The sequence below is a fragment of the Microbacterium sp. Z6_144 genome, from assembly GCF_057197625.1.
In genome coordinates this window covers 294,246-307,495 of the sequence record NZ_JBXVPT010000002.1, presented here as the reverse complement: position 1 = coordinate 307,495, position 13,250 = coordinate 294,246, and the positions used below count along the sequence as shown (strand labels likewise).

The following is a 13,250-nucleotide window of genomic DNA, read 5'->3' as shown; positions in this document are numbered from 1 at the left end:
CATGAGCATCGATTCCTCCAGCGGGGTCTCCGGCGTCACGCAACTGTTCCAACTCCTGCGGGACGGTGTCCCCCGCACCCGCGCCGAGCTGGCCAAATCCACCGGACTTGCGCGCTCGACGATCGCCGCGCGTGTGGACGAGCTCATGCGCATGGGGCTGGTCGCCCCCGTCGCCGAGACCGTGTCCACAGGGGGCCGGCCGCCGTCGCAGTTCGCGCTCAATCCGCGCGCGCGCCTGGTGCTGGCCGCCGACATCGGCGCCTCGCACGCGACCGTCGCCGTGACCGACCTCACCGGCTCGACCCTCGCCGAGCACAGCGAACCCCTGGACGTCACGCTCGGCCCGGTTCCCGTTCTCACATGGCTGGTCGACAACGCCGGCGCGCTCTTGGAGCAGTTGGGCCGATCGACGAAGGATCTCGCGGCGATCGGTGTCGGCATCCCCGGGCCGGTCGAGCACTCCACCGGTCAGCCGGTGAACCCGCCGATCATGCCCGGGTGGGACCGATTCGATGTGCCGGGGTGGGTGCGCCAGCACCTCGACGTCCCGGTGCTGGTCGACAACGACGTCAACATCTCGGCGCTCGGCGAATGCGCCGCCGCGTGGCCGGGCGTCGAACACCTCCTCTTCGTGAAGGTCGCGACCGGCATCGGCGCGGGTGTCATCTCCGGCGGTACCCTGCAGCGCGGCGCTCAGGGGATCGCCGGTGACATCGGGCACGTGCAGGTGGCGCGCGGGGCCGACGTGCCGTGCCACTGCGGCAACCGGGGATGCCTCGAAGCTCTCGCGTCGGGCCCGGCGATCGCCCGCGCGCTGACGGCGCAGGGGGTTCCGGCCGGCAACGGCAACGACGTCGTCGACCTCGTCAAGCGCGGCAACATCGATGCGATCCAGGCGGTACGCCAGGCCGGTCGAGACATCGGCGAGGTGCTCACCACGTGCGTGAGCCTCATGAACCCGTCCGTGATCGCGATGGGCGGCTCCATGGCGCGCGTCGGCGAGCATCTCATCGCGGGCGTCCGCGAAGTCGTCTACACCCGCTCGGCGCCGCTGGCCACAGAGCACCTCGCCATCGTCCAGTCCGTCGCCGCCGAGAATGCCGCCGTGCTGGGTGCGAGCATGCTCGCCATCGAGCACGTGCTGTCCCCGGAGACGCTCGCGACCCTCGTCAGCGCCTGACCGCTCCCCGTCCTGCGGGGCGCGGCGAGCGGCCTAGGCGTCCGCGCCGACGCGCTGTCCGACGGCATCCAGCTCGGGGAACTCCATCTCCGTACCGAAGCGCCCGGCGCCGACCACGGTGCGCTTGCGGCCGTTGTCGAAGAGGAGCTGCGTGACGTCGGGGCGGCTGTAGTGACCGGCCGGGTCGGCGGCGTTCTTGGCGTACGCGATCATCGCCAGGTCGATGTCGGCGGTGATGATCCCCTCGACGTACTCGTCGAGCACCTCGGAGAGCAGCGAGGAGTCGGGCCCGTACACGCGGGCGAAACCGCCGCCGCCGTTGTAGATCGGCGGGGCGCTCCCGTCGGCGAGCAGGAAGGTCTGGATGCCTTCGTCCGTCATCATCTGCGTGGCGGTGATCACGAAGCAGCTGCCCTCGAGCGCATAGGTGGAGGAGGCGTTCAGGTTGGCCAGCGGGCTGAGGGCGGGGATCGCGCCGAGCACGCCGAAGCAGGGCCACCCGGCGATGTGGATCTGCTCGTTCTGGGCGTACATCGCATACTTCGTGAGCGGTTGTAGGTGCTCCCAGCAGTTCAGCGCGCCGATGCGACCGAGGGGGGTGTCGGCGACCTGCAGATCCGAACCGTCGCCCTCGCCGAAGAGGGTTCGCTCGACGTGGGTCGGCTTGAGCTTGCGGCGGTGGATCAGGATCTCCCCCTCGGGGCCGATCACCGTCTGCGCCATGTACAGCGTGCCGTAGGCCTTCTCGCTGTAGCCGATCGCGACCGTGATGCGGAATCTCCGCGCGGCCTCGCGGATCCGGCGCATGTGGTCGCTCGTGACCGTCATCGAGTTCTCGTGATACCGCGCCACGAAGGGCATCTGCTCCGGGGCGGGGAGAGTCCACAGGAACACCGGATACCCGGGGATCCACGTCTCCGGGAAGGCGACCAGGTCGGCGCCGCGGTCGGCCGCCTCCTCGATCAGTGAGATCGTCTTGGCCACCGTCCCGTCGATGTCCAACCAGACGGGTTCGGCCTGCACTGCGGCAACGCGGATGGTCGGCATGGGTCCTCCAGGGTCGTTCGGGTCGAGTGCGTCCGACAGTATTCGTGTGGCCGGCCGAGCGAACGGCGTCGCGTGCAAGGAAATCGGCATTTCGTGCAGCATTCCGCGCGCCGGGTGAGCGAGTCGGACGCTGCCGGTGACACCGCGCCCGATCGGCTCTACTCTGATCGGATCCAGTCGCATCGCCCGGAGGTGCACATGGGAGTGAAGACCGCGGCCACCGCCGAGGAGTGGCAGGAACTCGCCAGTCACAGCTTCGTGCCGCTCGAGTGCGAGACGCCCTCGCCTCTGTTCCGCGCGTCGCTGGAAGACATCCCACTCACCCCCCGGATGACCGTGTGCCGTGTGCGGTCCGACTCCGCGGTGATCACCCGCACCCCGCTACTGGCCGCGCAAGCCGGAAGCGACGATCTCCACATCTCCGTCCAGGTGCGCTCGTCCGGGCGCATCCATCAAGGGAGCCGGAGCGTCACGGTGGACCCGGGTGCTGTCGCCGTCTACGCCACGCATCATCCCTACCAGCTCGACTACTCCGCGCCGGGCCAGCGCCTCATCGTGGTGCAGGTGTCCCGAGCCGAGCTCGGCCTGCCCGCGCGCACGATCGACTCCGCGGTCGAATCGATCGCCGTCGCCGACACTCCTGCACGCCGCGTCTTCAGCTCTTACCTCCGCTCCGTCGTGGGCACCCATGACCGGCTCGACTCCCAGACCCGGTCGGACTTCGCCCGCGTCACGGCCGACCTCGCCGCGACCATGCTGCGGTCTTCGGCCGCCGGTCGCCAGGTTCTCCCGGACTCATCCGAGTCGCTGCTCTACACCGTCCAGTCCTTCGTGCGCGCCCACGCACGGTCGGCCGATCTCACCGTCGACGACATCGCCCGCACGCACTACATGTCACGGCGCAAGCTCTACGACCTGTTCTCGCAGGTCGCGACGACGCCGTCTGCCTACCTCCGCGAGCAACGCCTGCAGGCAGCCGCTCGGATGCTGTCCGACCCGGCAACGCAGGAGTCCATCGCTGCGATCGCCCTGGGCTGCGGATTCTCCGACGTCACCACCTTCGCCCGGACGTTCCGCAAACGGTTCGGGATGACCCCGCGGGACTGGCGCGCGGGGCGCTGAGCGGACCGCGCCCGCGCCCCGGGAGAACGCCCCTACGCGCGGCGGAGGGCCGCGCCGACGGAGGTCCGCGCGAGTGCTCGCAACTCGGGCTCTGGGACGCCTGCGCGAGCCTGGATGGCGATGGCCACCAGCAGCGCGGATAGCAGCGTCACGACGGCACGGGCATCTGGGACATCGGTTCCCTCCGCCGCGGCGCGCTCGACACGAGCGGTGATATGGCTTTCGATCTCCGCCAGGACTCCGGCCAGAGCCGCGCGGATGTCCTCGTCCACGGCCGCCTCCGCGGGTGCAGTGCACAACACCAGGCAGCCGGGGGCAGAACCCGCGCAATAGAAGCCGATCGCGGCATCGAAGAAGGCCACCATCGCGTCACCGAGTGCGCGCGGTTGCTCAGCCGAGGCGCTGACCGCCTCGACCATGTCGCGCTGGTAGCGCTCACCCTCATCCACGTGCTGGACCGCTACCCCCGAGCAGGGGTGATCGAAGGGCTTCAGTTCGAGACCGCCGATCACCCCACGGGCACTCGGCCCGCGGTGATGACTCGGCTCGGGGGCGGCAAGGCGCCTCGCGATCACTTCGCTGCGATCCTCGAACGCAGCGAGCCACCCGCAGGCGCTGAAACCTTCAGGCGCCGCCTCGTCCGCCGCACCCTCGGTTTCTCGTCCGCGTCAGTCGATCCGGACGAGCGCGGCGACCGCATCCGTGAGTTCACGCCGGAAGCCGGCGGGGGGTGCGGCACTGTCGGCCCCCTCCAGCGAACGCAGTGACCAGGACGCGGAACTCCATGACGTGACAAGCGCCACGACCATCGCGATGAGCACCACGGGGTCGCGGTCGCTCGGAAGCACACCGCGACGCTGCGCCTCGGCGACCTCCGCGACCTTGGCGCGGTACGAATCCACCTCGGCGTCGATCGGAACCGGGCGCTCCAGCGCTGCCCACGTCGTGAGCCGCGCGATATCGGGACGCTCCTGCAGGACGTCGAAGAGGTCGCCGGCGTAGCTCGGCAGCCGCGACGCGTCGAACGGAACGGCATCGGCCAGTTCGAGGAGGCTCTGCCCGACCACCAGATCGAAGAGCTCCTCCTTCGCGCCGAAGTGCACGTAGATCGACCGTTTGTTCGCGGTCGCTTCCTCGGCGATGCGATCCATGCGTGCGCCGGCCAGCCCGAAGCGGGCGAACCCGCCACGGGCTGCGTGGAGGATGCGTCTCTTGGTGTCGGTCGCGTCGGGCGGCATGGTTTCATCCTACGTAACTAACCGGTTGCATACGAAACGGCGGGACGTCCACGCAGGCGAGCAGCAATCCGACGGAATGCCCGCAAGAGCTTGGCGGCGCCATACGCGTCGTGTTTCGTATCGTTCTCCCATCGGCGCAAATTCGTGGCACAGTAGGTATCCATCTAGTTGGTTACGAAAGGTACATCATGCCTCGCACATGGCTCATCACCGGCACCTCCTCGGGCTTCGGCCGGGAGCTCACCGAGCAGCTCCTCGCCCGCGGCGACCGCGTCGCTGCCACGGCTCGCCGCCCGGAATCGCTGGACGATCTCGCCGACCGATACGGCGAGCGCCTGTGGCGCGCCGCGCTGGACGTCACCGACACCCCCCACCTCCGAGAGGTCGTGGCGCAGGCGTTCGCTGAGCTCGGCACGATCGACGTCGTCGTCTCCAACGCGGGATACGCCCTGTTCGGGGCCGCCGAGGAGGCCTCCGACGCGCAGATCGATCGCCAGATCGCCACCAACCTCACGGCCTCGATCCAGTTCGCCCGCGCCGTCATCCCTCCGCTCCGCCGCCAAGGCGGAGGTCGCATCATCCAGATCTCCAGCATCGGCGGGCAGGTCGCCTTCCCGGCGATGAGCCTCTACCACGCCACCAAGTGGGGCATCGAGGGTTTCTGGGAGTCCGCCGCATCCGAAATCTCGTCGTTCGGGATCGGCGTGACCCTGGTCGAACCGGGAGTCACCCGCACCGGATTCGCTGGACCGAGCGCGGATCTGACCGACGCTCTGCCCGAATACGCGGACGCGGCCCCGGGGCAGATGCGGCGGACGCTCTCCGGCGAACTCCCGCCGCTTCCCGCGCCGGGCGACCCCGCGAAGATCGCCGCGGCGATCATCGCCTCCGTCGATAACCCCACGCCGCCGCTGCGACTCGTCCTCGGTTCGGACGCGTACGAGCTCGGCACCACGGCGCTTCGCGGCCGGCTGGATGCCCTCATCGCCGGCAGAGACCTCGCTCTGTCCACCGACGCGGACGACGCCGTTGCCGCCCGCTGAACCCCCGAAAGGAACAGAAATGCCTGAATTCACGGACAAGACCGTCCTGGTGACCGGCGCCTCCGGCGGCATCGGTCGCGCCCTCGTCGAGGCGTTCGCCCTCGCCGGCGCGAACACGGTCGTCGCCTCCCGGCACGACAGCGAGCGGATCGCCGCAGAACTGCCCGGCCGCGCGATCGGAGTGGCCCTCGACGTCACGAGCGAGTCGGACTGGGCCGATGCGGTGGCGAAGACGGAAGCCGAGCTGGGACCCATCGACGTGCTCGTCAACAACGCCGCCTACCTGCGCATCGGCAGCACGGAGTCGATCGATCTGGTGGAGTGGGGCCGGGTGTTCGACACGAACGTCCTCGGTGCGCTCCTCGGCATCCGGGCGGCTGCGCCGTCCATGCGCAAGCGCGGCGGTGGCGTCGTGATCCAGATGAACTCCATCGCCGGGTTGTCACCCTCCCCGAACCTCGTCGCCTACAGCAGCAGCAAGTGGGCGCTGCGCGGCCTGATGCGCGCAGCAGCGTCCGAACTCGCCGTCGACAACATCCGCGTCAACGCCGTGCATCCCGGAATCGTCCCCACTCCGCTGGCCTATGCTCCCGACGGATCGGAACTCGTCCCCACCGGGCGATTCGCCATCCCCCGTCAAGCGACGCTCCCGGAGATCGTCGACTTCGTGACGTTCATGGCCTCGGACAAAGCGAGCTTCGCCACCGCCTCGGAGGTGGTCGTCGACGGGGGGTTCAGCCTCGGGCCCATTCGGTAGTGGCGGCGGCCCTCACCCTTGGCCGTTCAAAACTCAGGAGACACGCCGCGCACAGGGCCGCCACCACCGCCCCCGATGCCGGATCTCCTGAGTTTTGAACGCGCCCGGCGCCGGACGGCAGCCGCGGGCGGCGGAAGACGGAAGGGCCCCGGAGGCGAATTGGGTCGCTCGGACGAACACGCGGCCGCTTTTCTGTCCGCACGGACAGAATGAGGCCGCCGAGTCCTTCCTAAAGTGAGGCCATGCGCAGCCTCGCGAGCATCGCCGACGTCTTACAGACCGAGTTCGCCGCGCGCGCGGCAGCACGTGGGGTTCCCGGCGCCGCGATCGCCGTCGTCGTGGACGGTCAGATCATCGACGCGGCGACAGGGGTACTCAGCACCGCGACGGACGTGGAGGCGACGACCGACTCGGTCTTCCAGATCGGTTCCATCACCAAGGTGTGGACGGCGACACTGGTGATGCAGCTGGTCGATGACGGACTCGTGGGCCTCGACGAACCCGTCGTCACGTACCTGCCCGAGTTCGCGATCGCCGACGAGGCCGCCACCGCGCAGATCACGGTCCGCCAGCTGCTCAGCCACCGCGCCGGCTTCGAGGGCGACATCCTGACCGACACCGGGCGCGGCGACGACGCCATCGCCGCGTACGTCGACACGCTGTCCGACGTCGCCCAGATCTTCCCGCCCGGCGCCTACTTCTCGTACAACAACGCCGGATACATCGTTCTCGGCCGCCTCGTCGAGCGCCTGCGCGAAACGACGTGGGACCAGGCGGTGCTCGACCGCATCGCCACACCGCTCGGGCTCGAGCGCGTGTCCCCCAGCCCGTACGAGGCGATTCTCCATCGCGTCGCCGTCGGTCATGTCGGACCCGGCGAGGACGGCGTGGAGACCCCCGCGCCGCTCTGGGCCCTCGCCCGGTCGAACGGGCCGGCCGGATCGATGCTCGCGATGACCGCGCGCGACCTCGCCGGTTTCGCGCTCATGCACCTCAACGGCGGCTCGGCGGGGAGCGACGGGACCGCCGTCGTCTCCCCGGCCTCGGTGACGGCGATGCAGCGCACCGAGGTCGCCCTGCCCACCCTGGCCGGAATGGGTGTCGCGTGGGGGCTCGGCTGGGAGATCTACGCCGAGGGCGCCCCGCGGGTCATCGGGCACGACGGCAACACGATCGGTCAGGCCTCCTTCCTCCGCCTGGTTCCCGAGGCGGGGGTGGCGGTCACCCTGCTCACCAACGGCGGCGACGGCATGGGGCTGTTCCACGACATCGCCGGCCCGCTGCTGCGCGAATTCGCCGGGGCGGACCTGCCCGCTTCGCCGACACCCTCCGCCGAGCACGTCGACGTCGACGCGACCCCGTTCGTGGGGACGTACTCGAACACGATCGTCGACATGGTCGTGTCCCAGGACGACGCCGGACGCGTCTGGCTCGAGCAGCACCCCAAAGGGGTGCTCGCGGATCTGAAGGCCGCATCCCGCGACGAGCTGGTGGCCCTCAACGCCAACTCCCTCATCCTGCGCGAATCGACCGGGGGCCTGCACCCGGTCTTCGCCTTCCTCGACCCCGACGCCGAGGGCCGCCCCACCTACATGCACTACGGCCGAGCCATCCCCCGCTCGACCCACAATGACGCCCCACCACGCGCCACCCGCCCGTTCGCCGCCCAGGAGGAATCGCAATGACATCCACTCGCACTGCCATCGCAGCCGTCGCCGCTGCGGGCGCACTCGCGCTCACCCTCGCCGGATGTACCGGGGGCGGAGGCGGCTCCGACGACGGCGCCCCCGTCGAGGGCGGCACATTCACCCAGATCCTGCCCGCCGACCCCGGCGCGCTCGACCCGCAGATGTCCGCCGGCAGCGCGTTGTTCGCGCTCAGCAAGTTCGCCTACGACTCCCTCGTGAGCGTGGACGCGGATGGCGAGATCCTCAGCCAGCTCGCGTCCGACTGGAACGTCGACGGGCTCACCGCCACGCTGACGATCCGCGACGGGATCGTCTGCAGCGACGGGTCGGACTTCACCGCGGAGACGGCGGCCGCCAACCTCAACTTCATCGGCACCCCGGAGAATCAGAGCGCGCTGCTGGGGGCCTTCCTCCCGTTCGGCGTCACCTCGGCGGCCGAGGGCGACACCGTCACCATGACCCTGACCGATCCGGCGCCCTTCCTGCTGCAGGGTCTGGCGAGCATCCCCATGATCTGCGACGCGGGCCTGGAAGACCGCACGGTTCTGGCCGACTCGACCCTCGGCACCGGACCGTATGTCCTCACCGAGGCTGTTCCCAACGACCACTACACCTTCGAGGTGCGCGACGAGTACGCGTGGGGTCCGGATGGCGCCACCGTGGACGAGCCGGGAATCCCGGCGACCGTCAACGTGCGTGTCGTCACCGACGAGACCACGGCCGCGAACCTGCTGCTGTCGGGCGAAGTCAACGCCGCCCAGATCGTCGGACCCGACGTGGACCGCGTCCTGGCTCAGGACCTGTTCTCACAGGACGCCGTGGAGCTGTCGGGCGAGCAGTGGTACAACCAGGCCGACGGCCACCCCACGAGCGACCCCGCCGTGCGCATGGCCCTCACGCAGTCGATCGACCTGGAGGAGCTGGGCTCGGTGATGACCGCCGGCAATGGCGGCCCCGCGACGAGCCTCGCCGTGGTGCAACCGGGTGGATGCTCCTACGACTCCGTCAGCGGATCCCTTCCGGCGTACGACGTGGATGCCGCTGCGGCAGCGCTCGACGCTGCGGGCTGGGTGCCGGGGTCTGACGGCGTCCGCGTCAAGGACGGCACGCGGCTGAGCCTGCTGTTCCTCTACGACAACGCGTTCGGCGCCTCGGCCGCGGCAGCGGCGGAGCTCGTCATGAGCGCCTGGCAGGAGATCGGCGTCGAGGTCGAAGGCCGCCAGCAGGACGACACCGTCCTGATCGAAGCCCTCTTCAGCACCGGAGACTGGGACGTGGCGTGGGTCTCGGTCAACGTCAACAACCCCGACCAGATGATGGGCTTCCTCTCCGGGGCACCCGCCCCCGAGGGAACGAACTTCGCGAGCATCGACAACGCCGAGTACCAGGCGGCGATCGCCGAAGCGCTGCAGCTCCAGGGCTCGGACAGCTGCCCGAAGTGGCAGGAGGCCGAGACGGCGCTGTTCCAGGCCGCCGACGTCGTGCCCTTCGCCAACAACCCCATCCGGATGTTCGGGAACGGCGCCGAGTTCACCTGGTTCGGGGAGCCGCAGCCGACCACCATCCGACTGCTCGGCTGACCCGGACGCGCCCGCGACCTGAAGGAACGAACTGATGACCACGGCGACCGTCCGGCTGGCGGAATCCGCGCGCAACACCGCCGACCATCGGTGGGTCCGCTTCGCGGTGCGGCGCACGGGCCGCCTGCTGGTCTCGCTGTGGGTTCTCATCACCGCGGCGTTCCTGATGATCCACCTGGTCCCCGGTGACCCCATCCGCGCGGCCATGGGCCCGAACGCCTCCGCGGAGGTCGTGGCCGCGCGGCGGGAGTCCCTCGGACTGAACGACCCGCTGTGGCAGCAGTATCTGGACTACATCGGCGGGCTGTTCACCGGCCAGCTCGGGGTGTCGATCGGATCGCAGCTGCCGGTCGCCCAGACGATCGCGCAGCGGTTACCGGCCACCGCTCTGCTTGCTGTCCTGGCCTTCGTCCTGGCCATGGTGATCGCGATCCCGATCGGCGTGGCCGTCGCGATCGCGACGCGGCGCGGGCGGGGGCGCGGCCTGGAGCTGGGCTTCACGTCGACGAGCGTCTTCCTCGGCAGCATCCCGGAGTTCCTTCTCGCCGTGGCGCTCGTGGCGGTGTTCGGTGTGCAACTGGGCTGGCTGCCGGTCGCGGGGCGCGAGGGACCGGCGTCCTACATCCTCCCGGTGCTCGCCCTCGCGCTGGGGCCCGCCGCCGTGCTGGCCCGGATCGTGCGGGTCGAAGTGCTCGCCGTGCTCGAGACCGACTTCGTCCGCACCGCGCACGCCAAACGTCTCCCGGCCTGGCGCGTGAACCTCCGCCACGTGCTTCCCAACGCCGTGACGGCCACGCTCACGGTCGGCGGACTGCTGCTCAGCGGGCTCGTGGCGGGCACCGTTCTCGTCGAGACCGTCTTCGCGTGGCCGGGGCTGGGCACCACCATCGTCAGCTCCATCCAGACCAAGGACTACCCGCTCGTGCAGGGCACGGTGCTCGTCTACGGAATCGGCGTGCTGCTGGTCAACACGGCGGTCGATGTGGCACTGGCCGTGCTGAACCCGCAATCGACAGTGGCGGAGAGCTGATGCGCACGCTCCGGAAGATGCTGCGAACCCCGCTGGGCGCCACCGCCCTCGCGCTTCTGACCCTCGTGGTCGCCGTCGCCGTTCTCGCGCCGGTGCTGTGGGGCGCCCAGGCCGACGTCACCGACACCGGCGATCTGCTGGCCGGACCCTCCGCCGAGCACTGGGTCGGAACAGACAACCTCGGACGCGATCTGCTGCTGCGCACCCTGGTCGCCACACGCCTCTCGGTCGTTCTCGCCCTGCTCGCCACCACCGTCGCGGTGACGGCAGGCCTCGTGCTCGGCGTCGCTCCCCTGCTCCTGGGCCGGGTCCTCGGGCGCCCGGTGACCTGGTTCACCGGCATCGCCGTCGCCTTCCCCGGACTTCTGCTCGCGCTGTTCTTCGCCGCGATCTTCGGCAGCAACTCCGTCGCCGCCGTGTTCGCGATCGGCCTGGCGGGCGCGCCGTCGTTCGCGCGGCTCTGCCAGAACCTCATCTCCGGCATCGAGGCACGAGACTTCGTCGCAGCGGCCCGCGTGGGCGGGGTCGGCCGGTTCCGCGTGCTCGTCCGCCATGTCCTCCCCAACATCGGCGAACCGCTCATCGTCAACGCGACCATCGCCGCGGGCGGTGCACTGCTCGCCTTCGCCGGCCTGTCCTTCCTCGGCCTGGGTGTCCAGCCTCCGGAGTACGACTGGGGCCGGCTGATGATGGACGGCGTCCGCGGCATCTACATCAACCCGCTCGCCGCGCTCATCCCCGGCGCCGCCGTCGTGATCGCAGGTCTCGCGTTCAACCTCACGGGCGAGTCCGCCGCACGCACCCTCGGAGTCGGTGACGAGCTGTTCCTCGGCACGAGCGGATGGCGACGCCGGAAGCTCCGCCCCTCCCCCGCACCGCCGACGGCCGCGCACACGGACAAGCACGAGGATGCGGTGCTCGAGGTCGTAGATCTCCGGGTGACTCTCCCCGGCGTGAAGGAACCCGTGCAGGCAGTGCGAGGAGTGAGCTTCTCCATCGGCACAGGCGAGATCGTCGGCATCGTCGGCGAGTCCGGGTCGGGGAAGACGATGACCGCCCTGGCCGTCGCCCAGCTGGTTCCCGAACCATGCCAGATCGAGGCATCCACCCTGCGGTTCCTGGGAACCGACCTGCTCACCACACCCAAGGGGCGACTCCGACGACTGCTGGGCACCTCCCTGGCAATGGTGTTCCAGGACCCGATGTCCTCCTTCAACCCGACGATGCGGATGGGCGATCAGCTGGCCGAGGTCGCCAGGGAACACGCCGGGCTGAGCAGGCGGGCCGCGCGCCGGCTCGCGGCAGACCGCATGGCGGCGGTGCGCATCTCCGACCCCGAGCGGCGCGTGCGGCAGTACCCCTACGAATTCTCCGGCGGCATGCGGCAGCGCGCCATGATCGGGATGGGCCTCATGGTCACGCCGCGACTGATCGTCGCTGACGAGCCGACCACGGCGCTGGATGTGACCGTGCAGCGGCAGGTTCTGGATCTGCTGCGGTTGATCCGCGACGAGAACGGCGCGTCCATCCTCTTCATCAGCCACGACATCTCCGTGGTGGCCGAACTGTGCGATCGCGTACTGGTCATGTACGCCGGCCAGATCATCGAAGAACTCCCCGCGGCCGACCTCGACCGGGCGACCCACCCCTATACCCGTGCCCTGCTCGCCGCCGTCCCGCACATGGCCACCCCCCTGGACCGCCCGCTCGCCACGGCGCCCGATAAAGCAGCCACCACCGGCACCATCACCCCCGCGGCCGACCTCGCGGTCGGCGACGAACCCCGGGAGAACGCGGGAGTGACCACCACATGAGCGAACTCCGTTTCGACAGTGTCACCGTGCGCTACGGAATCGGCCGGAAGGCCATGACCGCCGTCGAGGACGTGTCCTTCACCGTCCCGGAGGGATCGGTGGTGGGCGTCGTGGGCGAATCGGGCTCGGGGAAGTCGACCCTCGCGCGTGCAGCCGTCGGGCTCGTCCCGGTGCACTCCGGCAGCATCACCGTCGGCGGGCAGCCCGTCCCCTCCCGCGGACCGCGCCCCCTGCAGATGGTGTTCCAGGACCCGTACTCATCGCTGGACCCCCGGATGACCCTGGGCGCCAGCATCGCGGAGATCATGCCGGCAGGCATGAGCCGCAAGGAGCGCGCCGCCGAGACCGCGCGCCTGCTGAAGCTCGTGCACCTGGAACCCGAACGCGCCGAGACCTACCCCGCCCGCCTCTCCGGCGGCCAACGGCAACGGGTCGCGATCGCCCGCGCGCTCGCGGGCCGCCCGCGTGTGCTGATCGCGGATGAGATCACCTCGTCGCTGGACGTCCTCATCCAGGGCGCCATCCTCAACCTCATCCGCGAGCTCCAGGGGGAACTGGGCCTGTCGATGCTGTTCATCTCCCACAACCTCGCCGTGGTGCGCTACGTCGCGTCCCGCGTGGCCGTCATGCACGACGGGCGTCTCGTCGAGGAGGGACCGACCGCCGAGGTGCTCGGCGATCCGCACGACGCGTACACCCGCGAGCTCCTGGCCGCCATCCCGAGCCCCATCCGATTCACCCCCTGAACTTC

12 protein-coding genes are annotated in these 13,250 nt (G+C 69.9%); 9 read left to right on the top strand and 3 right to left on the bottom strand.

The window, feature by feature from the left end; all coding sequences use genetic code 11:
* Position 1 precedes the first annotated feature (1 nt).
* Positions 2–1,180 (top strand): ROK family transcriptional regulator, encoded by a 1,179-nt coding sequence (locus AC2DGY_RS13575; protein WP_484510285.1) that lies wholly within the window; start codon positions 2–4, stop codon positions 1,178–1,180.
* A 33-nt stretch (positions 1,181–1,213) separates the two neighbouring features.
* Here the strand turns inward: AC2DGY_RS13575 and AC2DGY_RS13570 are convergent, their stop codons facing one another.
* Positions 1,214–2,227, bottom strand: coding sequence for a carbon-nitrogen hydrolase family protein (locus AC2DGY_RS13570; protein ID WP_484510284.1), 1,014 nt, complete (start codon positions 2,225–2,227; stop codon positions 1,214–1,216).
* 93 nt (positions 2,228–2,320) lie between these two features.
* Between AC2DGY_RS13570 and AC2DGY_RS13565 the strand changes: the two genes are divergently transcribed.
* A complete protein-coding gene (locus AC2DGY_RS13565) occupies positions 2,321–3,349 on the top strand; it encodes a helix-turn-helix transcriptional regulator (protein WP_484510283.1) in 1,029 nt (342 codons plus the stop codon).
* 32 nt (positions 3,350–3,381) lie between these two features.
* Here AC2DGY_RS13565 and AC2DGY_RS13560 read toward each other — a convergent pair whose 3' ends face one another.
* Both AC2DGY_RS13560 and AC2DGY_RS13555 read right to left on the bottom strand, forming a co-directional pair.
* Positions 3,382–3,924, bottom strand: a complete 543-nt coding sequence (locus tag AC2DGY_RS13560) for a hypothetical protein (RefSeq protein WP_484510282.1) — start codon at positions 3,922–3,924, stop codon at positions 3,382–3,384.
* 93 nt (positions 3,925–4,017) lie between these two features.
* Positions 4,018–4,587, bottom strand: coding sequence for a TetR/AcrR family transcriptional regulator (locus tag AC2DGY_RS13555; RefSeq protein WP_484510281.1), 570 nt, complete (start codon positions 4,585–4,587; stop codon positions 4,018–4,020).
* Positions 4,588–4,775: 188 nt separating this feature from the next.
* Between AC2DGY_RS13555 and AC2DGY_RS13550 the strand changes: the two genes are divergently transcribed.
* The 7 genes from AC2DGY_RS13550 (at position 4,776) to AC2DGY_RS13520 (ending at position 13,245) form a co-directional block, all read left to right on the top strand.
* Entirely contained in the window at positions 4,776–5,630 is an 855-nt protein-coding gene (locus tag AC2DGY_RS13550; protein ID WP_484510280.1) for an SDR family oxidoreductase, read from the top strand.
* A 19-nt stretch (positions 5,631–5,649) separates the two neighbouring features.
* A complete protein-coding gene (locus AC2DGY_RS13545) occupies positions 5,650–6,387 on the top strand; it encodes an SDR family NAD(P)-dependent oxidoreductase (protein ID WP_484510279.1) in 738 nt (245 codons plus the stop codon).
* Positions 6,388–6,629: 242 nt separating this feature from the next.
* Positions 6,630–8,072: a serine hydrolase domain-containing protein gene (locus AC2DGY_RS13540; RefSeq protein ID WP_484510278.1), complete on the top strand. Its 1,443-nt coding sequence runs from the start codon at positions 6,630–6,632 to the stop codon at positions 8,070–8,072.
* On the top strand, positions 8,069–9,655 hold the full coding sequence (locus AC2DGY_RS13535; protein WP_484510277.1) for an ABC transporter substrate-binding protein: 1,587 nt from the start codon (positions 8,069–8,071) through the stop codon (positions 9,653–9,655). The genes AC2DGY_RS13540 and AC2DGY_RS13535 overlap by 4 nt, the downstream gene beginning before the upstream one ends.
* Positions 9,656–9,689: 34 nt before the next feature.
* Positions 9,690–10,685, top strand: a complete 996-nt coding sequence (locus tag AC2DGY_RS13530) for an ABC transporter permease (protein WP_484510276.1) — start codon at positions 9,690–9,692, stop codon at positions 10,683–10,685.
* The gene (locus tag AC2DGY_RS13525; RefSeq protein ID WP_484510275.1) at positions 10,685–12,499 is read left to right on the top strand and encodes a dipeptide/oligopeptide/nickel ABC transporter permease/ATP-binding protein; all 1,815 of its coding nucleotides are present in this window, start codon (positions 10,685–10,687) and stop codon (positions 12,497–12,499) included. The genes AC2DGY_RS13530 and AC2DGY_RS13525 overlap by 1 nt, the downstream gene beginning before the upstream one ends.
* Positions 12,496–13,245: an ABC transporter ATP-binding protein gene (locus tag AC2DGY_RS13520; RefSeq protein ID WP_484510274.1), complete on the top strand. Its 750-nt coding sequence runs from the start codon at positions 12,496–12,498 to the stop codon at positions 13,243–13,245. The genes AC2DGY_RS13525 and AC2DGY_RS13520 overlap by 4 nt, the downstream gene beginning before the upstream one ends.
* The last annotated feature ends 5 nt before the right edge of the window (positions 13,246–13,250 follow it).

Excerpts from the sequence above, each read along its gene's own strand:
- AC2DGY_RS13535 (WP_484510277.1), top strand. The coding sequence starts at position 8,069 with ATGACATCCACTCGCACTGCCATCGCAGCCGTCGCCGCTGCGGGCGCA.
- AC2DGY_RS13570 (WP_484510284.1), bottom strand. The coding sequence starts at position 2,227 with ATGCCGACCATCCGCGTTGCCGCAGTGCAGGCCGAACCCGTCTGGTTG.
- AC2DGY_RS13520 (WP_484510274.1), top strand. The coding sequence starts at position 12,496 with ATGAGCGAACTCCGTTTCGACAGTGTCACCGTGCGCTACGGAATCGGC.
- AC2DGY_RS13575 (WP_484510285.1), top strand. The coding sequence starts at position 2 with ATGAGCATCGATTCCTCCAGCGGGGTCTCCGGCGTCACGCAACTGTTC.
- AC2DGY_RS13550 (WP_484510280.1), top strand. The coding sequence starts at position 4,776 with ATGCCTCGCACATGGCTCATCACCGGCACCTCCTCGGGCTTCGGCCGG.
- AC2DGY_RS13545 (WP_484510279.1), top strand. The coding sequence starts at position 5,650 with ATGCCTGAATTCACGGACAAGACCGTCCTGGTGACCGGCGCCTCCGGC.
- AC2DGY_RS13530 (WP_484510276.1), top strand. The coding sequence starts at position 9,690 with ATGACCACGGCGACCGTCCGGCTGGCGGAATCCGCGCGCAACACCGCC.
- AC2DGY_RS13540 (WP_484510278.1), top strand. The coding sequence starts at position 6,630 with ATGCGCAGCCTCGCGAGCATCGCCGACGTCTTACAGACCGAGTTCGCC.
- AC2DGY_RS13555 (WP_484510281.1), bottom strand. The coding sequence starts at position 4,587 with ATGCCGCCCGACGCGACCGACACCAAGAGACGCATCCTCCACGCAGCC.
- AC2DGY_RS13525 (WP_484510275.1), top strand. The coding sequence starts at position 10,685 with ATGCGCACGCTCCGGAAGATGCTGCGAACCCCGCTGGGCGCCACCGCC.